This is a genomic window from Cupriavidus sp. SW-Y-13 (genome assembly GCF_009793345.1).
Lineage (GTDB): Bacteria > Pseudomonadota > Gammaproteobacteria > Burkholderiales > Burkholderiaceae > Cupriavidus.
This window is the reverse complement of sequence record NZ_WHLX01000002.1, coordinates 517,919-543,159: the sequence shown is the minus strand read 5'-3', so window position 1 is coordinate 543,159 and position 25,241 is coordinate 517,919. Positions and strand designations below refer to the sequence as shown.

At 64.1% G+C, this 25,241-nt stretch carries 22 protein-coding genes and 1 pseudogene; 11 read left to right on the top strand and 12 right to left on the bottom strand.

Annotated features, from left to right (window positions below; genetic code table 11):
- Nucleotides 1–8: 8 nt before the first annotated feature.
- Nucleotides 9–3,320 carry a carboxyl transferase domain-containing protein gene (locus GA566_RS18240; RefSeq protein ID WP_160473604.1) on the bottom strand — a complete coding sequence of 1,104 codons (3,312 nt, stop codon included), beginning with the start codon at nt 3,318–3,320 and terminating at the stop codon, nt 9–11.
- A gap of 34 nt (nt 3,321–3,354) precedes the next feature.
- On the bottom strand, nt 3,355–4,905 hold the full coding sequence (locus GA566_RS18235) for a carboxyl transferase domain-containing protein (protein ID WP_160473603.1): 1,551 nt from the start codon (nt 4,903–4,905) through the stop codon (nt 3,355–3,357).
- A gap of 161 nt (nt 4,906–5,066) precedes the next feature.
- Between GA566_RS18235 and GA566_RS18230 the strand changes: the two genes are divergently transcribed.
- Nucleotides 5,067–6,371: a sigma-54 dependent transcriptional regulator gene (locus GA566_RS18230; protein ID WP_160473602.1), complete on the top strand. Its 1,305-nt coding sequence runs from the start codon at nt 5,067–5,069 to the stop codon at nt 6,369–6,371.
- 187 nt (nt 6,372–6,558) lie between these two features.
- Here GA566_RS18230 and GA566_RS18225 read toward each other — a convergent pair whose 3' ends face one another.
- The 4 genes from GA566_RS18225 to GA566_RS18210 form a co-directional block, all read right to left on the bottom strand.
- Nucleotides 6,559–7,164 carry a 2-hydroxychromene-2-carboxylate isomerase gene (locus GA566_RS18225; protein ID WP_137923514.1) on the bottom strand — a complete coding sequence of 202 codons (606 nt, stop codon included), beginning with the start codon at nt 7,162–7,164 and terminating at the stop codon, nt 6,559–6,561.
- Entirely contained in the window at nt 7,161–8,486 is a 1,326-nt protein-coding gene (locus tag GA566_RS18220; protein ID WP_137923515.1) for an MFS transporter, read from the bottom strand. The genes GA566_RS18225 and GA566_RS18220 overlap by 4 nt, the downstream gene beginning before the upstream one ends.
- A 39-nt stretch (nt 8,487–8,525) precedes the next feature.
- Complete coding sequence (locus GA566_RS18215) at nt 8,526–9,305, bottom strand: aldolase (RefSeq protein ID WP_160473601.1); 780 nt, start codon at nt 9,303–9,305, stop codon at nt 8,526–8,528.
- Between the two features lie 149 nt (nt 9,306–9,454).
- Nucleotides 9,455–10,360 carry a LysR family transcriptional regulator gene (locus GA566_RS18210; RefSeq protein WP_137923533.1) on the bottom strand — a complete coding sequence of 302 codons (906 nt, stop codon included), beginning with the start codon at nt 10,358–10,360 and terminating at the stop codon, nt 9,455–9,457.
- A gap of 288 nt (nt 10,361–10,648) precedes the next feature.
- On the opposite strand from GA566_RS18210, the gene GA566_RS18205 reads away from it, so the two are divergent.
- From GA566_RS18205 to GA566_RS33685, 3 genes are read left to right on the top strand one after another with little or no spacing between them, the layout of a single operon-like run.
- The gene (locus tag GA566_RS18205) at nt 10,649–10,996 is read left to right on the top strand and encodes an HdeA/HdeB family chaperone (RefSeq protein WP_160473600.1); all 348 of its coding nucleotides are present in this window, start codon (nt 10,649–10,651) and stop codon (nt 10,994–10,996) included.
- Between the two features lie 57 nt (nt 10,997–11,053).
- The gene (locus GA566_RS18200) at nt 11,054–12,304 is read left to right on the top strand and encodes a cupin domain-containing protein (RefSeq protein ID WP_137923518.1); all 1,251 of its coding nucleotides are present in this window, start codon (nt 11,054–11,056) and stop codon (nt 12,302–12,304) included.
- A gap of 18 nt (nt 12,305–12,322) precedes the next feature.
- On the top strand, nt 12,323–12,469 hold the full coding sequence (locus GA566_RS33685; protein WP_202126828.1) for an alternative oxidase: 147 nt from the start codon (nt 12,323–12,325) through the stop codon (nt 12,467–12,469).
- Nucleotides 12,470–12,531: 62 nt separating this feature from the next.
- Here the strand turns inward: GA566_RS33685 and GA566_RS18190 are convergent, their stop codons facing one another.
- On the bottom strand, nt 12,532–13,443 hold the full coding sequence (locus GA566_RS18190) for a LysR family transcriptional regulator (protein WP_160473599.1): 912 nt from the start codon (nt 13,441–13,443) through the stop codon (nt 12,532–12,534).
- 165 nt (nt 13,444–13,608) lie between these two features.
- Here GA566_RS18190 and GA566_RS18185 point away from each other — a divergent pair, with 165 nt between their 5' ends.
- The 4 genes from GA566_RS18185 to GA566_RS18170 all read left to right on the top strand — a co-directional run bounded on the left by GA566_RS18185 (nt 13,609) and on the right by GA566_RS18170 (nt 16,536).
- Nucleotides 13,609–14,385: an SDR family NAD(P)-dependent oxidoreductase gene (locus GA566_RS18185; protein WP_137928363.1), complete on the top strand. Its 777-nt coding sequence runs from the start codon at nt 13,609–13,611 to the stop codon at nt 14,383–14,385.
- A 394-nt stretch (nt 14,386–14,779) separates the two neighbouring features.
- On the top strand, nt 14,780–15,313 hold the full coding sequence (locus tag GA566_RS18180) for a prepilin peptidase (RefSeq protein WP_160473598.1): 534 nt from the start codon (nt 14,780–14,782) through the stop codon (nt 15,311–15,313).
- A gap of 11 nt (nt 15,314–15,324) precedes the next feature.
- Nucleotides 15,325–15,840, top strand: a complete 516-nt coding sequence (locus GA566_RS18175; protein WP_160473597.1) for a hypothetical protein — start codon at nt 15,325–15,327, stop codon at nt 15,838–15,840.
- Between the two features lie 105 nt (nt 15,841–15,945).
- Complete coding sequence (locus GA566_RS18170; protein WP_137928366.1) at nt 15,946–16,536, top strand: biliverdin-producing heme oxygenase; 591 nt, start codon at nt 15,946–15,948, stop codon at nt 16,534–16,536.
- Between the two features lie 22 nt (nt 16,537–16,558).
- Here GA566_RS18170 and GA566_RS18165 read toward each other — a convergent pair whose 3' ends face one another.
- Complete coding sequence (locus tag GA566_RS18165) at nt 16,559–17,995, bottom strand: HAMP domain-containing sensor histidine kinase (RefSeq protein WP_160473596.1); 1,437 nt, start codon at nt 17,993–17,995, stop codon at nt 16,559–16,561.
- Entirely contained in the window at nt 17,982–18,650 is a 669-nt protein-coding gene (locus GA566_RS18160) for a response regulator transcription factor (RefSeq protein ID WP_137928368.1), read from the bottom strand. Before GA566_RS18160 ends, GA566_RS18165 begins: the two co-directional genes overlap by 14 nt.
- Before the next feature lie 383 nt (nt 18,651–19,033).
- Between GA566_RS18160 and GA566_RS18155 the strand changes: the two genes are divergently transcribed.
- Genes GA566_RS18155 through GA566_RS18145 form a run of 3 tightly spaced genes read left to right on the top strand, consistent with a single transcriptional unit; the run spans nt 19,034 to nt 20,264 of the window.
- Nucleotides 19,034–19,480: an Ohr family peroxiredoxin gene (locus GA566_RS18155; protein ID WP_137928369.1), complete on the top strand. Its 447-nt coding sequence runs from the start codon at nt 19,034–19,036 to the stop codon at nt 19,478–19,480.
- Between the two features lie 57 nt (nt 19,481–19,537).
- Nucleotides 19,538–20,011 (top strand): MarR family winged helix-turn-helix transcriptional regulator, encoded by a 474-nt coding sequence (locus tag GA566_RS18150; RefSeq protein ID WP_160473595.1) that lies wholly within the window; start codon nt 19,538–19,540, stop codon nt 20,009–20,011.
- A gap of 13 nt (nt 20,012–20,024) precedes the next feature.
- Complete coding sequence (locus tag GA566_RS18145; RefSeq protein ID WP_160473594.1) at nt 20,025–20,264, top strand: hypothetical protein; 240 nt, start codon at nt 20,025–20,027, stop codon at nt 20,262–20,264.
- 174 nt (nt 20,265–20,438) lie between these two features.
- Here the strand turns inward: GA566_RS18145 and GA566_RS18140 are convergent.
- The 3 genes and pseudogenes from GA566_RS18140 to GA566_RS18135 all read right to left on the bottom strand — a co-directional run bounded on the left by GA566_RS18140 (nt 20,439) and on the right by GA566_RS18135 (nt 24,963).
- Nucleotides 20,439–22,625: pseudogene (locus GA566_RS18140) on the bottom strand (phosphocholine-specific phospholipase C).
- 23 nt (nt 22,626–22,648) lie between these two features.
- Nucleotides 22,649–22,864: a hypothetical protein gene (locus GA566_RS32965; protein ID WP_137928373.1), complete on the bottom strand. Its 216-nt coding sequence runs from the start codon at nt 22,862–22,864 to the stop codon at nt 22,649–22,651.
- Between the two features lie 65 nt (nt 22,865–22,929).
- On the bottom strand, nt 22,930–24,963 hold the full coding sequence (locus tag GA566_RS18135; RefSeq protein ID WP_160473593.1) for a LamG-like jellyroll fold domain-containing protein: 2,034 nt from the start codon (nt 24,961–24,963) through the stop codon (nt 22,930–22,932).
- Nucleotides 24,964–25,241 lie beyond the last annotated feature (278 nt).

The window sequence follows — 25,241 nt, the reverse complement described above, 5'->3', positions numbered from 1 at the left end:
GCCCCCGCTTACCAGGCGTCGACAAAACCGCGACGTTCCCGCTTGCCGCGCAATGCCGCCGATGCCATGCCCTGCGCAATCCACTTGCGGGTCTCGGCCGGATCGATCACGGCATCGATCTCCACGGCAGCCGCCGTGTTGACTGCGTGGCCGCGCTCATAAGACTGCGCCACCAATCGATCGAACAGTGCCTTGCGTTCCGGGCCGTCCGGTACGGCTTCCAGTTCCTTCTTGAAGCCGAGGCGCACCGCACCTTCCAATCCCATCGGCCCGAACTCGCCCGTCGGCCACGAGACCGTGAAGCTCGCCGAGCGAAATCCGCCACCCGCCATGGCCATCGCGCCCAGCCCGTAGCCCTTGCGCAACGTCACTGCCAGTAGCGCCACGCGCAGCTTGGCCGCCGTCAGGAACATGCGCGAGACGTGGCGCACCTGGGCCTGCGCCTCGCAATCCGGCCCCACCATGAACCCCGGCGTGTCGATCAGCGACACGATGGGCAGGCCATGGGCATCGCACAGTTGCATGAATCGCGCGGCCTTGTCTGCCGCATCGGCGTCGATGGCCCCGCCAAGGTGGTACGGATTGTTGGCGATGACACCAACAGGTTGCCCCTCCACACGCGCCAACGCGGTGTGGATGCCCGCGCCGAAACCGCCGCGCAGCATCAGCACGCTGCCCACGTCGGCAATGCCTTCGATGGCCTTGCGCGTGTCATACACGCGCAGCCGGTTCTCGGGCACCACGTGTCGCAATGCCATCGGGTCCGGGGCGCTCCAGTCCGCCACGCGTCCCTGGAACATCGACAGGTAGTGACGCGCCACGCGCACCGCCTCGGCTTCATTCTCGACAAGCACGTCGATCACGCCGTTTGCATACTGCACGGCAGCCGGCCCCACGTCCTCAGGACGATAAACACCGAGACCACCGCCCTCGATCATCGCGGGTCCTGCCATGCCGATGTTCGTGGACTTGTCGGCAATGATCACGTCGCAGCAGCCCACGAATGCGGCGTTACCTGCGAAGCAGCGGCCCGACACGATGCCCACCACCGGTACGTTGCCGCTCAACTCGGCAAACGCGGCGAACGAAGGTTGATACAGGCCCGATACCGAGGGAAAGTCCACGTCGCCGGGTCGTCCGCCACCACCTTCGCCGAACAGCACGAGCGGCAGTTCGTCGCGCAATGCCACCTCGACGATACGGTCGGTCTTGATATGGTTGCGCTTGCCTTGCGTGCCTGCCAGCACCGTGGCGTCATAGGCCATCACCGCACTGCGCGCGTTCTCGCGTCCCACGAGATCGCCGTTGATATTGCCGATGCCGGTGATCAGGCCATCGGCCGGCGTGTTCTCCACAAGGTCCTGATGGCTGCGGCGCGATGCCTGCGCAGCCAGCGCCAGTCCACCGTACTCGACAAACGTATCCGCATCGCAGAGATCGGCCACGTTCTCGCGCGCAGTGCGCTGCCCGCGTGCGCGGCGACGCGCCACGGCTTGCGGACGATTGGCATCGTCGAGCCATGCGTGTCGATCCAGCACGCGCTGCAAGTCCGCGCGGATGGCATTGCGATCCACTTTGCCCGTGGCGTCCACGGCCACGCCGTCGCCTTCGGCCTCTTCCAGCACGATCAGGATCTGGTTCTCGGACGCCATGGCGCCCTTCTCCAGCCGAAGATCCACCACGCGGCCATGGCCCTCGGCAACGATCGCGTGTTCCATCTTCATCGCATCGAGCACCGCGACGGTCTGGCCCGGCTTGACCACATCGCTCCACTGCACCGTGATCTCGACCACGCGCCCCGTCAGTGGCGCGCGGACGGCAACCAGTCCTTCATCCACGGTCTCTTCGGGATGCGCGTGGTGCGTCGTCGCTTGTGCGCGATCCGGGGCATTGAACAGCGAATGCTGCGCGCGATCCGCATTGGCAATCGCTTCGGCGGCTGCGGTCAGTTCGGGCAGGATCGCCTCGAAATGCCGCGTGTGGACATCCTGCGCGAGGAAGTCATCGCGCTGCACCAGCGCACGCAGCAACTCCAGGTTGGTCGGCACACCGGCAATACGGAACTCGGCAAGGCTGCGCTGCAGGCGCCGGACGGCCGCTTCGAACTTTGGCGTGGCGCTACGCACGATGAGCTTGGCCAGCAGCGTGTCGAAGTTCGGCGACGGCGCATAGCCCGCATAACCGTGCGAATCGACACGCACATCCGGACCCGAAGGCGCGTCAAAGCGCTCCAGTCGTCCGTGCGCCGGACGCGCCAATCCCTGCGCATCGGTCGTCTCGGCGTTGATCCGCACCTGAATCGCAAAGCCGCGCGGTTGCGGCGGCGCTGCCGGATCGAGACCCGCATCGGCCAGCGTGCCGCCTGCGGCGATGGCAAGTTGCAGCGCCACGAGGTCCACGCCAGTCACCTGCTCGGTGATCGTATGCTCGACCTGCAAGCGCGGATTCGCTTCGATAAAGACAAAATCCTTCTGCTCGCCGCGCTCGGTCTCTTCCACCAGGAACTCGAACGTGCCCAGGCTGCGGTAGTTCACGCGACGGGCCAGACGCAACGCCGCCTTGATGATGGCGTCTCGCAACGCCGGCTTCAGTACCGGGCTCGGTGCGATTTCCACGAGTTTCTGGAAGCGCCGCTGCAATGTGCAGTCGCGCTCGCCCAGTGCGATGACCTGTTCACCATCACCCGCGATCTGCACTTCGATATGGCGTGCACGCACCACCAAGCGCTCTGCATAGAGCGCCTCCACACCGAACGCGGATGCAGCCTCGGAACGGCAGCGTGCATAGGCTTCCGCGAGATCCTCGCGCTTGCGCACCACGCGCATGCCACGGCCACCGCCGCCGCCCACGGCCTTGATCACCACACCCGCACCGCCCTGGGCATCGAAGAATGTTTCGATATCGTCCAGCGATGCCCCGCCATGCGTGGCCGGCATCACCGGCACATCGTTCTGCGCAGCCAGTTCCAGCGCACGTCCCTTGTCACCGAACAGCGCCAGGTGCTCGACATCAGGACCCACGAAGCGGATGCCCGCGGCTTTGCACGCCTGCGCAAAGTCCGCGCGCTCGCTCAGGAAGCCGTAACCGGGATGCACTGCGTCGCAACCCGTGGATGCCGCCGCAGCGATAACGGCTGCGATATCGATATAGGCCGCAGGCCCGGATGCGTTCAGCGCCACGGCCTCGTCGGCCAGCATGCGGTGCAGCGACGTGGCGTCATCCTGCGAGTAGATGGCCACGGTGGCGATATCGAGATCGCGCGCGGCGCGAATCACGCGCAGGGCAATCTCCCCCCGATTGGCAATCAAGAGCTTTTTCAATTCGGTTGTCTCCGTTTTTCTAATGTGTGTGGTGTCAGGGCCGGATGCCGAAGCGGCTCTCGCCGGCCTCGCGCAATGGCGCCGCAAGATTGGCGAACTCGCATAGCAACGTGCGGGTATCGCGCGGATCGATGATGTCTTCGATGACGAAGGCTTCCGCACTGCGGAATGGCGAACTCAGGCTGCGCACGCGCTGCTCGATCTCTGCGCGCTTCTGCACGGGATCATCGGCGCCTTCGATCTCGGCCTTGTAGGCCACGTCGAGACCACCCTCGATGGGCAGCGCGCCCCAGTTGGCAGATGGCCATGCGTAACGGAAGTTGAAGCGGCCCATATGCTGGTGGCCGGCGGCCGATACGCCATAGGCACGGCGCAGCAGGATGGAGCACCACGGCACGGTGGTCTGGTAGACGGCGGCCAGCGCACGCACACCCTGCCGCATCACGCCTGCCATCTCCGCTTCCAGACCGACCTGTAACCCCAACGTATCGACGAGGTTCACCACGGGCAGGTGGAACGTCTGCGCCAGATCGACGAAGCGCGTGAATTTGTCTGCGCTGGCGCTATCCCAACTGCCGCCATGGAAGGAAGGATCGCTGGCGATAACGGCCACAGGCCAGCCATCCAGGCGCGCGAGCCCGGTCACGACGGCGCAGCCCCACTGCCGCCCCATTTCAAAGAACGATCCGTGGTCCACCAGTGCCTGAATGATCGGGCGAATCGCATAGTCGGCGCGGCTGTCGCGGGGAATGGCAGACAGCAGCCAGTCGTCGCGACGCGTCGCACTGTCCTCGACGGCCACGCGCGGCGGCAGTTCAAGCACCGACGGCGGCAGGTACGAGAGAAAGCGCCGCGCCCGCGCAAAGGCCTCCTGCTCCGTGGCCACCTCGTCATCGACCACGCCATTGCGCGTATGCACCTGGCTGCCGCCCAGTTCATGCTTGGTCACGGTCTGGCCCACGCGCGCCTCCACGGACAGCGGCCCCTCGTTGAACAGTTGCGAGGTCTCCTTGACCATGACCGAGTAATGGCTGGCGGCCACGCGCGCCGCACCCATGCCCGCCACGGAACCCAGCGCGAGCGATACCACCGGCACCACCGCCATGTTCTCCACCACGTGCTGCCACACCTTCATGGTCGGAATCAACGTATGGCCCTTGATCTCGACGTTGCGCACCGACCCGCCGCCACCTGTGCCATCGACGAGCCGCACCATCGGCAGCCGCAGGTCGTGCGCCATCTTCTCGGCGTGAACCAGTTTGTCGCCCACGGCCCCGTCGTTGGCGCCGCCGCGTACGGTGAAATCGTCGCCCACCAGCACCACGGGGCGCCCATCCACGCACGCACGGCCCATGACGAGGTTCGACGGGGTCATGTCCATGAGGCGGCCGTTGCTGTCATAACGTCCACTGCCGCTCAGGCCACCGACTTCGCGGAACGATTCCGCATCGGCCAATTGATCGATGCGCTCGCGCACGGTGAGCTTGCCGGCCTCACGATGCCGTCGCACCTTGTCCTCGCCGCCCATCCGCGCGGCTAACCGCCGGCGGTGCGCCAGTTCATCGACTTCAGGCTGCCAGCTCACATGTGTCTCCCTGTCTTCACGATCTTCCGTCTGCCATATAGCGCATGAGTCATGCCAGGCGTGCCGTGTGCTGATTTCATTGAGGTTTCTGCCAGCCGCCGCTACCATGTCCGCCACAACGACAGAAAAGTGTCCGCGCACAGGACGCTTCAGGAGACACGGTGTCCGCATTGACTACACCGAAGGCATCGACGCAGGAGGCCGCACCGGCACTTGGCGTGCTTGCCTATCCCCTCGATCCGCAGCAGCCGCGCTTTGCCATGGGCCTCTGCGCAGACGCCACCGTTGCGGCGGCCACCGAAGCAGCATTCCGCACTGCAGATCGCGCGGAGGATGGCCGCACGCTTTTCTCCGTCACGGTGAACGACCAACGCTACGTTGGCGTGTGTCTCGAAGACAGCGCTTGCCGGCTGATCGTGTTGCATCGCGCGGAACCGGAGACCGTGCTGCGCGACGTTCTCGCCAGCGTGCCGGGCGTGCGCAACGATGCGCCCTCCCTCGGCCTGATCGGCGAGAGCGCGCCGATGCAGCGGCTGCGGCGAGAAATACAGACCGTCGCACGGCTCGACGTGCCCGTGCTGATCCTCGGAGAAAGCGGTACGGGCAAGGAACTGGTGGCGCGTGCGATTCATGCGGCGGGCAACGACGCACAGCAAGGTGAGCGTCCGCTGGTCAGTCTGAACCTTGCCGCCCTGCCCGCCACGTTGATCGAATCGGAGTTGTTCGGCTATGCGCCCGGTGCGTTTACGGGCAGCCAGCGGCAGGGACAGGCGGGCAAGCTCGAACAGGCAGCAGGCGGTACGGTGTTCCTCGACGAAGTCGCGGACATCCCCATGGAAATGCAGGTCAAGCTACTGCGCGTGCTGGAAGACCATATGGTGGAACGGCTCGGCAGCCGCCGCGCGCAACGCGTGGATTTCCGGCTCGTGTCGGCCACGAATCGCGATATCTCGGAACTGATCGACGCAGGGCGCTTTCGACTCGACCTGTATTACCGCCTCAGCGGCGTGGTGTTGCGCATTCCGGCGCTGCGGCAACGGCGCGAGGATATCCCGGCGCTGCTGCAGCACTTCGTGGAAGCGTTCTGCACGCGCAACCGCATGCCGGCGCCGCAGATCGATCACGACGTGGCACGCCACCTCGCGGGGCAACCATGGCCCGGCAATGTGCGGCAGTTACGGCAACGCATCGAGGAAGCGCTGGTGTTCTGCGATGGACAGACACTTCGGGTTGCGGATTTTGCGCGAGGCGATGCAGCGCGGAACGTCGCTGTGACGGAGGTCGTGCAACCGCAGATCACGCCGCCTGCCGATGCGTTGCAGATCATCGGTACGGACATGAACGAGGTTGCCCACGCGGCGGTGCTCGACGCCATCACCCGCAACGGCGGCAACAAGAAGCGCGCCGCGGAACAACTACGTATCTCGCGCTCGCATCTTTACAAGATTCTGGAGCGGGGACGGTAAACGAGAACGTCAAGAAAGCCATCACCCGGCGCTATGCGCTCCCCTCTCCCGCGCGAGTGGGAGAGGGGTGGGGGAGAGGGCATGCAGTTCAAATTGCGACCTGTTGGTGATTGCACCGCTCGCCCTCTCCCCCAACCCCTCTCCCGCATGCGGGAGAGGGGAGCAACACAAGCGGTGAGCAAGGACATCAAACCCGCGCCACCACCGCCTCCTCCAGCATCTCCAGCCGATCCTGCCCCCAGAACAACTCGCCTTCGAACACGTAAGACGGCGACCCAAACACCCCTGCAGCCACGGCCTCGTCCGTGTTGCGGCGATACGTTGCCTCGATTTCCGGCAGGTTTGCGCGCGCAATCGAGGCATCTGCATCGAAGCCTTGATCGGCCAGCACCTCGCGCAGCGTCTGCTCCGACGAGATGTCACGTTCCTCGCACCACTCCGCACGCAGGATCGCTTTGTACAACTCCAGCACGGGTTGCTTCTGCGCGTCCACGGCGATGACGATGCGCGAAGCCAGATCGGCGTTGGGACACATATACCGTGGCTGCGGATTGACCGGGATACCGAGCTTGCGGCACCAGCGTGCCAGTTCGGTCACCCGATATTGCTGCCGTTCCGCAGAGCGCTTTCCCAGCAGCATGCCACCAGTGCGCGCATACACATCGGGCAGGTCCACGGGCTTGTGGCGAATCTCCACGTCGTGGCGACGGGCCAGTGCATCGAGTCGATCCGCGCCCAGGTAGGCCCAGTCCGAATTCATCCAGAAGTAATAGTCGATGGCGGGCCGGTTCATACGCGCTTGCTCCCAGGGACTGCCGCGATGGGCGCACTGACGAAATCCGAGCCACGCATGCAGGCCGCGCTGAAGAAGGCGATGACGCTCAGGATGCCGAGATACCACACGATATAGGTGGGATTGCCGCCGCCGTATGCCAGCAATGACGTGGCCACGATAGGCGCCAAACCCCCGCCGATGGCGCCCGATACCTGCACCGCGATCGAAATCCCGCTGTATCGCACCTCCGCCGGAAACTGCGCCGAGAACAGGCTGCCTTCCGGCGCGTACAAGGCAGCGTAGACCAGGCCGATGGCAATCGATAGCGCAATCGTGATGTTGTGCGGATCGAGTGTCTGCAGCAGCGCGAAGAACTGCGGTGCGAAGAGCAGGATGCCAGCGGTCCCCGCCATGAACACCCATTTGAAACCGATGCGGTCACCCAGCATGCCGAACAGCGGCATGGTGAACAGCGCGATGGCGGCTCCCCATACCGTGGCATCGAGCATCACGGTCTTCGGGATACCGAGCGTGCCGGTGGCATAGGCCAGCGAGAACGTGACCACCGTGTAGAACCACGTCACCTCGGCCAGCCGACCGCCCACCACGGTCAGTACCTGGCGCGGGTAGCGGCGCAGCACTACCAGCGCTGGCATCTCCACGTTGTCGCCCTTCTTCTGCACCTGCTCGAAGTCCGGCGACTCGGCCACCTTCGCGCGAATGAACCAGCCCACTGCCAACAGCACCACGCTGGCCAGGAACGGGATACGCCAACCCCACGTCAGCATGTCCTTCTCCGGCAGCGTCGCCACCATGCCCAGCGCGAGCGAGGACAGCACGAGTCCCGGCGCCACGCCCGCCTGCGGCAGGCTGCCGAAGAAGCCCTTCTTGCCTTCCGGCGCGTGCTCCACGGCCATCAGTACGGCGCCGCCCCACTCCCCGCCAACTGCCACGCCCTGCAGCAGGCGCAGCAGCACCAGCGCCACGGCGCCCCAGTATCCGATGCTCTCGTACGACGGGATCAGGCCGATCAGGATGGTGGGAATGCCCATCATGAACAGCGTGATGAGCAGCATCGACTTGCGGCCCACCTTGTCTCCGAAGTGGCCAAAGACGATGCCGCCCAGCGGACGGGCGAAGAACCCCACAGAGTACGTGGCAAAGGCCGCCAACGTACCGGTCAGCGGATCGAATGCGGGAAAGAAGATCTTGTTGAAAATCAGTGCGGCAGCGGTGCCGTACAGGAAAAAGTCGTACCACTCTATGGTGGTGCCCATCATGCTGGCGAGGCCCGCCGTGACATACGCGCGACGTGAGCGCGTGGTCGGTATGGTGTTCATCGTGACGCTCCTTTTGGATTCTGGGTGAACAGCGGCGGTTCAGGCGGGAGGCAACGGCGCAATGCCGTGCGTCTGCCGTGCCCAGTACGCAAACGTGGCGTTGACGATGGATGGCTTGAGCAGGTAGTCGTGGGCCTCGCGAGCGAGTGCGTCGTCGACGGGTGTGAGCGCACCGAATGCCTGCGCACGGATCTGCATGCGCGCGGCGCGTTCGAGGTAGACGGAGAGATAGGTCGCTTCCTCGCAGCTCTTGCCTGCCGTGAGGTAGCCGTGATGCGCGAGGATGATGGCGCGCTTGGCACCCAGCGCCTCGGAGATGATCACGCCTTCCTGGTCGGCAATGGGCACGCCGGGCCATTCGCCCAGGAACGCGCAATCGTCGTGCAGCGGCGTCATGTCCATCTGCGAGATCACCAGCGGCTGGCGCGCGGCGGCAAGTGCCGAGGCCCAGGGCGAGTGCGTGTGGATGATCGAATGGACATCGGGCCTTGCGTCATACACCCACAGGTGGAAGCGTGTAGCCGGATTCGGCATGCCGTCGCCGGTCAGCGTATTGAGATCGCGGTCCACTTCGATGAAATCGGCTGGCGTGGCTTCGTCGAAGCCGAGTCCGAAGCGCAGCGTCCAGTAGGCGCCCGGACGTTCGGAACGCACACTGATCTGCCCGGCCAGGCCGGCTTCCTGCTCGGTCATGGCCAGGATGCGGCAGGCATAGGCCATGGTTTCCTGCATCGTGCGCGGCTTGTTGCGCAGGTGCCTGGCCATCTCGGTCGTGGCGCGCGTGTCGAAGTAGGATTTGTCTCTGAGGGGGGCGTTCATGTCTTCTCTCCGTGGTGGGCTCGCCGGCATGAAACCCGGCGATGCAGGAAGAAGTATGAAAACCAGACCTCGCACGTGCTATGACGTGGTGTTCATAGCAGCTATCTCATCTGGTCACAGGTTGGTCATGGCTTTCACCACAGCAGCCTTCACGGCTGCGTCGGTGTGTCGAGGGAGCGTGCGACCTGCAGCGCGCATTCCAGCAGCGTATCGGCCAGCGGCAGCGCGTGGCGCGCGGCGTGCGTGACCGCCACCATGCGGCGGCGCAGCAGCGGTGCGCGGATCTTCATCTTGTGCAGCCCGTATTCATTGAGCAGGCGCTCGGGCAGGCGGCAAGGCAGGATGCACTCGCCCACGCCGGTGGAGACCAGTTTGAGCATCGCATCCACGGTCTCAGCCTCGGTCACGTACACAGGCCGCAGCCCCGCGCTCTCGATCATTCGACGCAAGGCATAGCCTTGCGGAAAACCGACGAGACGCAGCGAATGGTCCCGCAGGTCCACCCCGTCTTCCGCCGGTGTGCCATGGGAAGGTTGCCGCGTCACCAGGCACATCTCGTCCTCGAACAGCGGATGTACGGTCAGCGCTGCGGTGTCCACGGCCGTGTCGTAGACCACGCCGAGATCCGCCTTGCCCCCCTCCACCAACGCCACGACATCGGCGGAACTGCGCCCCATCAGCGATAGATTCACGTTCGGATGCGTGCTGACGAAGCTCGCCACTACATCGGCGATGAAGTAATAGCTGACCGTATGCACGATGGCCAGCCTGACCGTGCCCTGCGTGGTGCCATGCGCCTGGCGTATGGCATCGACGGCCTGATCGATGGCGCGGTACGGTCCCTCGATGGCCTCCTGCAGCTTCTGCCCGGCTTCCGTCAAGGCCACGCCGCGCCCGGTGCGCACGAACAAGGGCTTGCCCAGTTGCGCCTCCAGTGTGGACAGTTGCTTGCTGACACCCGATTGCGTCTGATCCAGATCCTCGGCGGCCCGTGACAGCGATTTGAGTTCGGCAATGCGAAGAAAACAGCGAAGCAGGCGATCAGGTGTATCCATTCGGGGGCGGATGGCGGCCATGGCGGCGCCAGTTCAGTCATTGTTTTCAACACGGTATCGCGCTCGCGCACCACTGCAATGCGCACATACCCGTGCCACAGCCTATCAAATCACGTCTGGCCAGGTATAGCAGGGTTCGTGCCCGGCACCACCATGTGTTTCGGCAATCGCTCATGTATTGGGGCAATGTCGGTGGCGGCGCCGCTCCTATGATCGGTCTCAAGGAATGGCCATGCAGACATGCCCTTCCCTTCGAAGATTCCCTCATTCACTTTCAAGGAACTGCAAATGAAAGCCTCGACTCCGATCCTCGCCTCCCTGCTCGCCGCCGTGCTCGCCACGCCGCTGATCGCCAGCGCCGCAGCCCCTGCAGACGTGAAGACCGTCAAGCCGTTCAAGATGACCTGCGAGGAATTCCTGTCGGTCAGCGAGGCCTACAAGCCCGCCGTGGTGTACTGGATCGCCAGCAAGGACAAACTCGGCGTGCGCGAGAACGACGAGATCACGGTGGACACGCCGCGCACCGTCGAACACGTTGTCGAAGCCTGCAAGAAGGCCCCTGGCCAGAAGCTGGCCACGCACGTGAAGAAGTCGCTGCAGGACCAGACGCTGAAGATCAACTACAACGGGGCCTGATCGGCGCAGCCCGCGCAGGGCTTCCTGTCCTCCTCTGACTTTCCCGCGAGGTACACCATGACCAACCTGGCCAGACGCAACGTAATGATGGGTGCGGCGGCCGCCGCGCTCGCCGCGGCCGCCACGGCGCATGCCGCGACATTCGGCAACCCCGATCGTCCGCCTGAAGGCGCGATCAACGCACGCAATCCGCAGGACCTCACTGACCCAGGCCCGCAGAACCGCGCGCTGGCGGATCAGTTCCCGTCCGCGCAGAACGCGCCGCCTACCGATGTCAACGGCATGCCGCAGTTCTGGGCGTCGTTCAACAACGCGCACAAGCGCGTGCAGAACGGCGGCTGGGCGCGGGAGGTCACGCAGGAGGACTTTGCGATTTCCAAGGACATCTCCGGCGTCAACATGCGGCTCTCCGCAGGTGGCATTCGAGAGATGCACTGGCACCAGCAGGCCGAGTGGGCCATCATGCTCGACGGCAAATGCCGCATCACCACGCTCGACGAGGAAGGCCGTCCTTCCGTGCAGGACGTGAAGGCCGGCGACCTCTGGTACTTCCCACCCGGACTCCCCCATTCGCTGCAAGGGGCGGGCACCACGGGCGCCGAATTCCTGATCGCGTTCGATAGCGGCATGGCATCGGAATTCAACACGCTGCTGCTCACAGACTGGGTTGCGCACACACCGCCCGAGATCCTGGCCGCCAACTTCGGCGTGCCCGTGGAAGCGTTCAAGAACATCCCGGTCGATAACCTGTGGATCTTCCAGGGCACGCAGCCCGGCCCCCTTGCCGCGGCCCAGCGCGCGGCGTCGTCGAAGAAGGGTCCGCCGGCGCTCCCCGTGACGTTCTCGCTCTCTGACTCCGTGCCGGTGCGCAAAACCCGCAGCGGCCAGGTGCAGATCGCAGACAGCCGCAACTTCCATATCTCGAAGAACATCGCGGCGGCGCTGGTCACCGTGCATCCCGGCGGGCTGCGCGAACTGCACTGGCATCCGAATGCCGACGAATGGCAGTACTACGTCAAGGGCAAGGGCCGCGTGACCGTGTTCGATACGGGACCGAAGGCGATGACCGCCGACTTCCGCGCGGGCGATATCGGCTATGTCCGCAAGGGCCTGGGCCACTACGTGCAGAACGTGGGCGATACCGACCTGATCTTCGTCGAGGTCTTCAAGGCCGATCACTTCGCGGAAGTCTCGCTGTCCGACTGGCTCGCCCACACGCCGCCGGAAATGGTGATGCAGACGCTGAACATCAGCGCCGAAACCCTCGCGCAGTTCCCGCGCGACCGGCCTGACATCATGCCCGAGTGAGTCTGGCGCCCCGGCTGAATGGCCGGGGCATTTTCCTGCCCTTTTCCTCCCTATCCGGGCGATGTGGTCCTGGTAGTGCGCGCCGATGAGGTCGGGCACAGGGATGTCAACCATGACTATGCGAACCAGTTGTCTGGGGCGAAGCGTGTGAGTCAGGCCGCCTGACCCGCCTCGCCACGACAAGGCGCCCGCAATGCTGCGGGCGTTTTTGCTTTCCGGTTTAACACTCAGGACAGCAAGTTGCCGAGCCTCTCGCTCAACCAATCCCCGAACTGACGGACACGGGCCGGAACATTACGGCGATGTGGATACAGCAGGTTGATCGGCATCGGTGCGGGTACGTGGCGCGTCATCACTTCGACAAGCAAACCCGTCTCCAGATCGGGCGCCGCCGTGGCAAGCGGAATCTGGGCCAGGCCGAATCCTGCCCGGCATGCCGCGCTGTATGCGGCACTGTTGTTCACGGTCACCCGATGGGCCATCGGCACGCTGCGGGTCACGCCGCCCTCCTCGTACTCGAATCCCATGGGCGTGCTCGACGGGTTGGGCATGTAATGGATCAGCCAATGCATGGCGAGATCGTCCAACTTCTCGGGCACGCCGTGCGCTGCCACATAGCTGCGGCTGACGACGTTGACCAGCGGCATCTGGCCAATCGGCCGGCATGCCAGTGACTCGTCCACGACGCTCCCGGCCCGGACCACACAGTCAAACCCATCTGCAATGACATCCACCCGCCTATCCGTGCTGCAGACATCGATCTGCAAGGCGGGATGCCGCGCCATGAATTCAGGCAGCGCGGCCATGACGACACCGGCAGCCATGCCGAGCGGCATATCCACGCGCAGCAGGCCGCTCAACTGCTGATGGCTTGTGCTGAACAGCGTTGCCAGTTCCTCGAATTCCTCCAGCAACCGTTCGCTGCGGCCGAGCAGTTCCTGGCCCTCGCTCGTCAGCACCACGCGACGCGTCGTGCGCTGCAGCAGGCGCGCACCGAGCTGCTTCTCCAGCCGGCTGATCGATGTGGATACGGTGGAGCGCGGCACCTGCAAGCGCAGTGCCGCCTGCGTGAAGCTGGCTTGCTGTGCGACGAGGACAAAAACCCGCAGGTCGGCGGTGGACGGAAGTTCGGCGGTCATGGGGCGTGGGGCGTGGGGGCGCGTGAAAAATGGGGCAAGACCATTGATCGCGAAATTCGACCAGTGATGTCGGTGTGGCGTGATTTATCCGCGCCATCTCGAACAGTAGAGTAACTGGACCGACCCAATTGATCCAGTCAGATCTCACTACCCAGGAGCCCGACCATGACCCACCCGACCCTTTCCTCCTCGCGCATCGCCCTGATTACCGGTGGCAGCCGTGGCCTCGGCAAGTCCGCCGCACTGCATCTGGCCGCACAAGGCTGGGATGTGGTCATCACCTACGCCCAGCGCGCCGACGCCGCGCAGGAAACCGTCGCCGCCGTGGAACGCGCGGGACGCAAGGCCGTCGCGCTGCAACTCGACACCGGCCGGGCCAGCACGTTCAAGGCGTTCGCGGAAACGCTGCGCCAGACGCTCTCCGAAACGTTCGGTCGCGACACCTTCGACGCGCTGTTCAACAACGCGGGCACGGGTTCCAACGTCTCGTTCATGGAGACCACCGAAGCGGAATTCGACGACCTGATGAACATCCACCTCAAGGGCGTGTTCTTCCTGACGCAAGCCCTGGTGCCGATGCTTGCCGATGGCGGACGGATCATCAATGTCTCCAGTGGCCTGGCCCGCTTCTACGGCATGGGCAAGACCACCTACGCCACGATGAAGGGCGGCGTGGAGGTGCTCACCCGCTACCTGGCCAAGGAACTCGGCGCACGCGGCATCCGCGTCAACACGCTGGCCCCTGGCGCCATCGCCACCGACTTCGGCAACGGGGTGGTCCGCGACAACCCGCAGGTCAATGCCCTCGTCGCCGCCAACACCGCACTGGGCCGCGTCGGCCAGCCCGACGATATCGGCGGTGCAGTAGCCGCCATGCTCTCGCCGGAAATGGGCTGGATGACTGGCGAGCGGATGGAAGTGTCGGGCGGGATGTTTCTGTGATGCGCTTGCCGAGCGTGTCATAGAGACCGACACCCTCCGCTATGCGCTCCCCTCTCCCGCGTAAGTGGGAGAGGGGTGGGGGTGAGGGCATGCAGTTCAAATTGCGACCTGTTGGTGATTGCACCGCTGGCCCTCTCCCCCGGCCCCTCTCCCGCGTTGCGGGAGAGGGGAGCAAACAAGCCCTCGCCCGCTGCTATGCGCCCCCGCCAGCTTCAAACCACAAAAATTCTTAATGATCCGTAACTTGCCTCACGAACAACATTGATTCTCAATACGGACTTGGCCGATATGTCTCGGCCGGGTCCGCTATTCATTCGAGTTTCGTTCGGAGTTCGCTCATGTCGCCCCGTTTTCCGCAATTTCCGTACGCCCGGTGTGGCGTTCACGTGCGCTGATGACGGGGTCGCTGGCGTTCGCCGGGTGGGTGTTGCCGCCTGTGCTGCTCTGGGTCGGCTTCTCCGACCTGCTTTACCGACGCATTGCCAATCGTCTGGTGCTGGGGTTGCTCGTGCTGTGGCTGATGCAGCTTGCGTGGCTCGGCCTGCAAGGATCGGAAGCATTGTCATGGCCCGGCATTGCACGCGGCGTCCTTGCCGCTGCCATCGTGCTGATAGTCGGTTACGGCCTGTTTGCCATGCACTGGGCGGGCGCGGGCGATGTGAAGCTGGTGGCCGTGCTGTGCCTGTGGATGGGCAACGAGGTATCCGCGTTCCTCGTGGTCACATCGCTGGCGGGCGGTGTGCTGGCGCTTGGCCTGCCTTTGCTGCGCAGGATCGAGCGATTCCTGGCCGCACGGGTGTCACGGCTCGGCACATGGCTGCATCGGCCGCTACCCACGCCGCTGGCGCTCAGTTCGCACACTACGCCCGGCATCCCCTATGGTTTCGCGATCGCTGCCGGCGCGGCGTTCGTGCTGTTTCACGGCTGATCTCCCTCGCTATGCGTCATCGCACTCCCCCCACCAGCCGCAACCGTGGCGCACTGGCCGTCGAGGCAGCGTTTGCGCTGCCTGTCATCATCGCCGGCGCCATGATGTTCATGGAGCTGGGCAACATCGGCCTGGCCATCAACATGGGCAGTTCGGCACTGGAGCATGCCATCGCGCAGTTCCGCGAGGACCCTGCGGAATCCATCGAAGCCGGACAGATGGAGCGGATGGTGCGCCAGCGCATGGCCGCCGCCTCGCATGGCTATCTGGGTGACAGCGATATCGCTACTGTTGCCGTCGAGAGTTTCACATCGCTCGATGCATTGGATGGCAACGACGCGCGCAAGGCCAAGACGGCGCCGACGCGCACCGTGCCGGTCTGGCGCATCACCGTGGAGATCCGCAAGAACTTCATCACGCCGTTACCGCGCCTGCTGGGCACAGACGGCACGGCATTCCGCTACCAGTACCAGCACTTGCTGGGCGACCTGCCCGCGCAGACACACACACTGTCGCAGGCGAATTAAGTACGTATCCAACATGAAGCAAGGTTAACGTGCCTTGCGCAGTGCGATCACGTAAAAAGAGTGACCGCTGTTCACCCTCTCGAATCATTTATGAGTGTCTCGCCGATGACCACGAACCCAGTCGCGCAGCCCACGCTGTCTTCCCGCCTCAAGCAAGAGACCGCTGCACAGCATGAGCGCATGCACACGCTGATGGAAAGCGCCGATCCGTTTGCGAGCCGCGAAGGCTATGCGCGCTTTGTTGCCGCGCAGTATCTGTTCCAGCGCGATGTGGAGCACCTGTTTGCGGATGCCGCCGTGCGCGCTGCGGTGCCCGATCTCGACGGACGTGGACGCGCCGAGGCATCGCTGGCGGACTTGAAGGATCTGGAGTGGGACGCGCCGACGGGCGACATCGCCAGCGCAGGCGTGGCGATGCCCGAGGCACTGGGCTGGCTCTATGTTTCCGAAGGCTCCACGCTCGGCGCCGCTTTCCTGTTCAAGGCCGCGAAAGAAAGCCTGGGCCTGTCAGCCGAGTTCGGCGCACGCAACCTCGCTGCGTATCCGGAAGGCCGTGCCGTAGCATGGCGCAATTTCGTGGCCGCGCTCGATAGCGATGCCGTGCCGGCACAGGCGCACGATGCGGTGATCGCCGGTGCGAATGCGGCTTACGATCGATTCGGACAGTTGCTGGCCGAGATGTTCGAGACGGCCTGATATCGCAGGATCGGCGGGCGCGCTACGAAGTCGTGAGCGCGTCCTTCAGCCCGGTCTTTGCATTCCAGTGGCGGCGGTCGAGCAGCAGCACGGCCAGCAACCCATGCGGCTCGTTTTCTTCGAGCGACAGGCGCGCACCGTGCAATCGCGCAATGGCATTGACCAATGCCAGGCCGAGACCGCTGCCCGACTGCGTGGTCCCGCCCAGACGCCGGAACCGCTCCACCGCCTGCCCGCGCAGCCCGGGCGGAATGCCCGGACCATGATCGGCCACGCCCAGTGCGATGCCATCGCCACGGCGCCGCGCCAGCAGCACGAGTGTCTCGCCCTTCCCCGCCCCGTCTTTTCTCGCGTATTTGATGGCGTTTTCAAGCAGGTTCGACAACGCCTGGAATAGCAGCGCGCGGTCACCATAGAGTTCGCGCCCCGGCTCGGTCTCGATGCGCAACTCCATGTCCGAGAGCGCCACCAGCGGCGCATAGTATTCGGCAAGATCTTCGAGCAGCGTGCGGGCTTCGAACCATTCGAACGCATGCTCGCAACGGCCCGCTTCCACCTCGCCGATCCGCAGGACCGCACGGAACATGCGCTGGATGCGTTCGGCTTCTTCCAGCGCGCCCACCACATCGTCGCGCATCTGGGGATCGACTTTCTCCGTCAGCGTTTCCAGCCGGTTGTGCAGGCGCGTCAGCGGTGTACGCAGTTCGTGCGCAAGATGGCTGCTCACGCTCTTGACCTCTTCCATCAGCCGATTTACGCGGTGCAACACGTGATTGATGTCCTGACCCAACAGGTCGAACTCGTCACCATCGCGTCCGCACGGCACTACGGCATCACGCTCGCCCGTCACATAGCGGCGCAGTGCACTGCGGATGCGGTCCACACGCCGCATGCTGCGGACGCTGGTATAGAGTCCGATCGCAAGGCTCGACAGCAGCACGGCGAACAGGCCAGCGCCCGCCACCAGTGGAATCACGCGCAGGCGTTCGCGCATCGGCAGGATGTCGTAGCCGCTGAAGAACACGCCGCCATCGGCCAGCGGCACCTGCACGCCGAACAATTGCGCGAGTCGCGCGCTGGTATCGCTGACGGTCACGTTGCGCCATTGCAAGGCACAGGGCGGCTCGCATTGCAGCGCGGTCCTGACCTGGGGGTCTCCGAACAGCAGCGTGCCCGCAGGCGACACCACCAATGACTTGCTGCCCTCGCGCTCGCGGCTGTCGTCGCGCGCGAGAGCCACGGCCATGCTTTGCGCATCGGAGAAATGATGACTGCGCTCCTGCGTGCGGACGTCGGCCAAGACCATATCGCGCACGTGGCTGTGCAGCAACGCGTCGATCTGATGCGCACTCAGCAGCACCGTGCCAACGGCCACCAGCAGGAAGATGAACGCCACCATGGACGCATGGCGGAACGTGCTCGTTTCCAGCAGGTGGGCAACGCGCTCAGCCCAGGACATAACCGACCGCGCGCACCGTACGCAGCAACGACCGGGGGAAATTCCGGTCGATCTTGCTGCGCAGCTTGGAGACATGGACGTCTATCAGATTGGTTTGCGGATCGAACTGATATCCCCAGACTTTTTCGAGCAGCATCGCGCGGGTCACCGTGCGGCCAACATTGGTGGCCAGCACCTGCAGCAGCGCGAACTCCTTCTCGGTGAGGTCGATCAACTGGCCGCCACGCGTCACGCGCCGCTCGCGCCAGTCGATGCTGAGGTCTTCCAGTCGCGTGATCCAGTCAGGATCGTTCGGTGTGGCGCGCCACTTGACCATGCCTTCCAGCCGCAGCAGCAGTTCGGTGAAATCGAATGGCTTGCCGAGATAGTCACCAGCGCCAGCGCGCAGCCCTTCTACACGGTCGCTCGGCTGGTCCACGGCGGAGAGCACCATCACCGGCGGATGCGGATAGTCGGCCAGCGCGTTCAGCACGCTGATACCGTCGATGCCGGGCAGCATGCGGTCCAGCAGCACGGCGTCGAAGGCTTCGCTGCCGATCAATTCCAGCGCCTGCTCGCCAGTATTCGTCAGGCGGCAGTCGTGCCCGTTCTGTTGAAGTTTGGCACTGAGCCAATGACTCACTCGCGAATCGTCTTCCACAATCAGAACGCGCATGACAGATTCCCCCTTTTCCTGCTGACCAACGACTTCGACCCGGTGTTTGTGGCTGGATTGGATGCAATCTGTACCAGCTCGGTCGCAATTCTATATGAGACTCATTCTCATTTGTACCGAAAAATGGGTTAATTTTGAAGTTACTGCGATGCATCCACCGCTTTGGGTCTGCCAAAAACGCATTATTAGAGAACTCGAAGCGGCAGAGGATTAACTTTGCTTAACGCTCGCGTGAGCGACGCGGCGCCTGCCCCGGCCGTCCGCCGCCCGGTGCAAATTCCTCCTTGACATTGGCTTTGCCATGCACCAAGATAATTTCCATCGTATGCGATTGTGTCGCTTGCGATGGAACTCCACCCGAAATACTTTGTAGGCCAGACATCATGAGCAAGATCGAAAAAGTCCTCTTCACCGGCAAGACCCACACCACTCCGGCCGCAGGCAACGTGCGCCGCGCACATGGCAAGCTCGATATCCAGCTCTCCCCCGGCCGCGACGCCGCGCCGGAACACGTCTTCACATCCATCGAGTCGCATCCCACGGCCGAGCAACTCTTTGCCGGTGCGTGGTCGGCCTGTTATATCGCTGCCATCGGCCTCGCCGCGCAGCAGCGCAAGATTGCATTGCCCGATGGCCTGGCCGTCGATATCGAAGTGGATCTCGGCCAGAGCGGCGCCGAGTATTTTCTCCAGGCTCGCCTTAACGTGACGCTGCCTGGCATCGCCCACGAACAGGCCACGGAGCTGGCGCACGCCGCCGATGCCATCTGCCCGTACTCGAAGGCTGTCCGCGGCAACATCGACGTGGCCATCAACGTAGTGACCGCGTAATCAACCCCAATCAGTCGGATGCGATACACTCGCATCCGACTCTCAACGGGATACATCATGACTGACAGCAGCAAGCAACCGTCCGTACCCAAGGCCAAGCCCGCGCGGCTGTCAGACTTTCTCTGCTTCGCGGTCTATTCCGCGAACCTTGCCTTTGGCAAAGCCTACAAGCCCATCCTCGAACAATTGGGGCTGACCTATCCGCAATACATCACCATCGTTGCGCTCTGGGAGGAAGACGACCAGACCGTCGGCAACCTCGGACAGAAACTGTTCCTGGAGTCGAACACGCTAACGCCACTGCTCAAGAAACTCGAAGCCATGGGCTACGTCGAACGCCGCCGCGATCCGGCCGACGAACGGCTCGTCCGTATACGGCTGACCGCGAACGGCCGCGAGCTGCGCGAACGACAGTCGGAAACAGGACTCGGCGGCGCAACCGGACTCGACGACAAAGCCTTCGCCGAACTGCAAGCGTCGGTCGTGGCCTTGCGAAACAACCTGCTGCGCGCCGTGGAAGCGCGCGAGTAACCGGAGCTTCGCCATGGACTACACCCCGATCAGTTGCGAATTCCATGACCGTCTGGAAGACGTGGCCACGCTGCGCAAACAGGCAGTGATCCGCTATCGCGACGCCAACGGTGATATTCAGCAATGCACCGCGAGGATCGCGGACATCGTCAATCTGAAGAAAGAAGAATTCCTGCTGCTGGATTCCGGCGAAAGTATTCGGCTGGATCGGCTGGTGGAGGTGGATGGGCATTTGCTGGCGGATGCGAGTTAGCATCAACTCTCCTCTTGTTTGCTCCCCTCTCCCGCAAGGCGGGAGAGGGGTCGGGGGAGAGGGCCGGAGGGTCTGCTTGCCGAGCGCCTCGGGATTTGAACCGCTTGCCCTCTCCCCTGCCCCTCTCCCGGAGGGAGAGGGGAAAACTACCAGTCGCTCAACTTCCTTCGCGCTTTACTCGATCACGGTCGCATCAATCACCGACTTGGCAATCGCCGGATCAGACACGCCATCGGCGCCCGTTTCCATCCGGCCTGCAAAGCGCCGCTGGAAGCCGCCCTGCGGCACGCTCGCAGTGAAGTCGTACCAGTTGCCCTGCCGTCCAACCGGCCAACTCTGGTCCAGTTGCATGCCGGCGGGAATATCGAACGTCAGCGTTTCTCCGTTCCGATAGGCGTTGGCCTTGATGCTGAACTGGCAGGTGGCCGTGCCCAGGTTCATCATCGTCAGGCGCACCGTACCGAGCGGGGGGTCGTAGCAGACCCGCACTTCCGGCGAGGCACGACCTGCGCCGGACGATGCCGAGGTATCGCCAACAAAGCTGCGGTGGAAACCGTTCGGCCCCAGCACCCACAGGTCGTACTAGCCGCCATCGGCCAGCGTGTCCCACACGCCGAAGAGTTCCTTGCCCGCCTCCACCGCATAACGACGCGGCACGCGATCCAGATGCAGACGGTCGTAGACGTGGAACACCGCCGCAGCGCGTCCCGTGTTGCGAAGAATCAGCGTGAGCTGGTTCGGTGCGATCTGGTTGGCGGCGTTGGCGTTCTCGCGCGCGCTGACATGCAACTCATACGGCAAGGCACGCGACGGTCGCGAACCCGGTTCCTGGCGCGCCGCGTTGCTCTGCTGCGCGGCGGCGGAAGGCAGCGGCACCTGTGCCAGCGCCTGCTGCGCGGCGCGTACCGCATCGGCCGACGTCTTCGTGCGGCTCGGCAGCGTGGGCAACACTTCGTTGTTTGGATTGACGAAGTTGAACGCGGAGGTCAGGTCGCCGCAGACCGCGCGCCGATAGTCGCTGATATTCGGTTCCAGCACGCCAAAGCGCTGCTCCAGGAAGCGCAGCACGGACGTGTGATCGAACACCTGCGAGTTCACCCATCCACCCCGGCTCCAAGGCGACACCACATACATCGGCACGCGCGGGCCGGGACCATATGGTTTGCCATCGGTGTGGTACTCGGCATCCATCTTGTCGATGGTGGAGCCACCCGTCAGCGGATCGGTCTTGCTGGCCGGTGCGCACGGCGGCGGCGCGTGATCGAAGTAGCCGTCGTTCTCGTCGAAGTTGATCAGCAGGACGGTCTTGCTCCAGACATCGGGATTGCTGGTCAGGATGTCGAGCAGTTGCTGCGTGTACCACGCGCCCTGCACCGGGCTCGACGGCCCCGGATGTTCCGAGTACGTGGCCGGTGCCACGATCCACGATACCTGTGGCAGCGTGCCGGCCGCGATATCGTCGCGCAGGCTCTGCATGAAGCCGCTATCGGGCATGGTGTTGGCGATGCCGCGTAGCAGCGGCGTGACTGCATCGTCAGCCGGTGTCCAGGCCGGATACGGGCTGCCGCTCGATGCATTGCCGCGGGCTTCGTTGGCCTGGCGGAACTTGACGAAGCCGGCCAGCGGGTTATCGCTGAAATTGTCCGGCATGTTCTGGTACACCTTCCACGTCACGCCTGCGGCTTGCAGGCGCTCTGCATACGTGGTCCAGCGATAGCCGCTGGTGGATGCGCCGATGGTGTCCTGACTGTTGTCGATCACCGGGCCGCCACCCGTGGCGAGCGGATCGTTGGTGCCGGTCCAGTGGAACACGCGGTTGGGGTTGGTGCCGCCGTGGAACGCGCAGTGGTACGCATCGCACAGCGTGAACGCGTTGGCCAGTGCGAACTGGAAGTCCACCTCGGCCTGCTTGAAGTAGCCCATCGACTGCGTGTTCTTGGAATCCGGCCACTTGGCGATGCGACCCAGGTCCCATGCCGCCTGTGCATCGGGATACGTGTGCGGCGTGCCGCTGACACGTTGTGCGTTGCCCGCGGTGCTGTCGAGGTGATACGGATAGATGTCGCGCGCGGGGCTGCCCACCGTGTATTGCTGCTGCCAGACGTTACGGCCACCCGCCGTGGGAATCGGGAACCGGTCGCCGAAACCGCGCACCCCCTTGAAGGTGCCGAAGTAGTTATCGAACGAGCGGTTTTCCTGCATCAGGATGATGACGTGCTGCACATCGCGAATCGATCCGGTGGCGTTGTTCGCGGGAATGGCAAGCGCGCGGCGGATGGACGGCGGAAGTGCGGTAAGGCCGGCGGCTGCGGCACCCGTGCCGGCCAGCTTCAGGAATTGACGTCTGCTGCTTGTTGTCATGATTCTTGGATTCTCGGAGTTGTTCAGGGAGCGCAACGGGTGGTCGGCGTGTTCTGGGCCGGCGCGTCGATGGGGCGCAGTTCGGAAGCCGGCGTGGCGGTGGTGCCGCCGCTACCGCTATCGCTGCCACCGTCGCCACCGCAGGCGGCCAGCGTGGCAATGGCGGCGGCGCACAGCGCGCCGGTCAGCATGCGGCGCAAGATGGTGCGCGCGTCGATCGAAGGACGAGTGAGGTTCATGTTCGGCAGTTCCGTGAGGCAGCGCCCCATGCGGAGAACGCAAGGGGCCGCAGGTAATCAGGGGATCAGGGGTTCAGTGAAGACAGCGGCTTGTGCGATCCGTCGATGCTCAGCAACTCGTCGGCGGTCAACGCGCGGGTCCAGACGGCTACGTCGTTGAAGTCCATCGCACCGTTCAACGCCCCGGCGTTGTTTGCCACGTAGTTGAACGTGGCGTCGTTGTTCAGCGCCCAGCCCACGCCCAGCCCGTTGAGCTTGGTGACATCGGTATTGGCAATCGCCTTGTTATCCACCTTCTGCATGCCGCGCAGCGGATCGATGATGTAGCCGCTGAAACGCCTGGCCACCGAGTCCACCACGAGTGCCACATAGACCCACTGATTGGCGCTGACTTTCAGGCCGTTGATGTCATCGCGCTTGCCGCTGCCACTGCCGATGTTGAAGCGCAGTTCGCAACTGCCGAACAGTCCGATGGCGATCCCCGCATTGCCACCCGATGCATAGTTCTTGTTCGACATGACCGGCTCGCCGATGCTGTTGCCCTGCGTGCAGTCGGTGCGGAACCAGAAGCCCAGGGTGAACTGGGGCGACAGCGCAAAATCCGCAGCGGCAGGTGTGAAGCGATAGCTGCCCGTGCGCGAATCCACACGCAATGCGTTGGTCTTGAAGTTGTCGGTCACCAGGCTGCCCCCGTCGATACCCGCAACAGCCGCGGTCAGCGTGGAGCCATTCTTCACATCCACCGGCGGCTTCGCATCGAGCGAGTAGTAGATGGCGAGCTGATTGCGCAGCGTATCGGCCAGCAGCATGGGGCGCGTGTAGTTCAACTGCGCAAGATACGAGGTGGCGATGCCGTTGCGCAGCAGCGTGTAGTTGAAGCGATGCAGGCCGGTGGGCAGGTCGAAGTTGCTATCGGTGAAGCTCGTCGCATTTCCTGCCAGCGTGGCCACCTGCACGCCGTCGCGCAGCACGACAATGCTGTCGGCCGCCGTGGCGGGGTTGGTCCACGACAGCACGAGCGAAGCGTTGTAATCCCCGGCCGCGATGCCGATATCGCGTGTACCGCGCGGTGTCTGGAGCGCGATGCCATCGAAATTTCGCGCGGACGCGGCCACGTCAATGCGTGCAAAGGACAGCGCAGTCGGCAGGATGTCCGCCTCGGCAGGCGTATCGGCCAATACCTGATCGCTATCGGGCACCGGTGCGGCAACGCGATTGTTGCTGATATCGACCGGCTGGTTCAACGCAATGAAGGCCGTGCGGTTCTGCAAGGTGGGCACGGCGGTGGGCACACCGGTGCGGTCCAGCCCATACGGCGTGGTGACCACCACGAGCCAGTCTTCCCCGGCGTTGGCCTGCTTGCGTGCATCCACCGCATCGAGCAACTGGCCGAGCGATTGATCGAATGCGGAAAGCGCTGCGGTGTAGCTGCCCGCCTGATAACCGTCGGCCGCAGCGGCCAACGCCGGGGCGCCGAACTGCGCGAGCACAAGATCGTAGCCGGCGCGCACCATCGTCAGTCCCTGTTCGGCCACGCAGCGATCCACGCCCGCGCAATCGATGGCGGTATCGAGCGCACTGCCCGTGCGTGCCTTGGCAAGCAATGCAGGAAGCAGCGGCGACGTGGTGGCTGCGCCGAGCTTGCGTGCGCCGTCAGCCATACGCATACGCTCGAAGAGTGTCGGGACATTCGGACCCGTGTTGCCCTGCGCATCGACGGTTGCAGCGAGGTCGCCATCATCCGCAATCCCATGGCGGTTGGCCCAGCTACCTGTGAGCACCGTCGCCCAGCTTGCCGATGGCAGCGGCGGCTGGGCCGTCAACGTGGCCGGCGTGCCGCCGGTGTGGGATGGCATGACGGCCAGACGTGCCAGGTTGGGCATGGTCTTGCGCGCCATGGCGGCCTGCACCTGGGCATAGGTAGCACCGTCCACGCCGATCAGCAGCACCTTGCGTGCCGTGGACGTGCCGGGGGTGTCTGCTGCGGGGCTGGTGGTGGCGCCGTTGCTGCCGCCGCCGCCGCCGCAGGCGGCGAGTACGGTGGTGAGGGCCAGGCCAGCGGCCACGCGTGCGGCGCGGCCTTGGTGCTTTCTGCTCATTGTCGGGATTCCCTGTCGCTGTTGTAGTGCGCGTGCCAACTGGCGCGTGGCATCGTCGGTCTGACAGGACGGCAGCGTACGGGGTGACGTTTTCGGCCAATTGACAGATCCCCCAAATCGACGAATGCGGGGATTCGGAATTTTTGGTTCGGGTTCCGCGCACGGCAAAACGTCCGTTTGACGTGCTTCCGCAGGACAATGCGCAGCGCATCCCAGGGAAACCCTTAGAAACCGGAAATTAACCAAACCGGGTTATTCACCGGGTTCCGGTGGCCGCA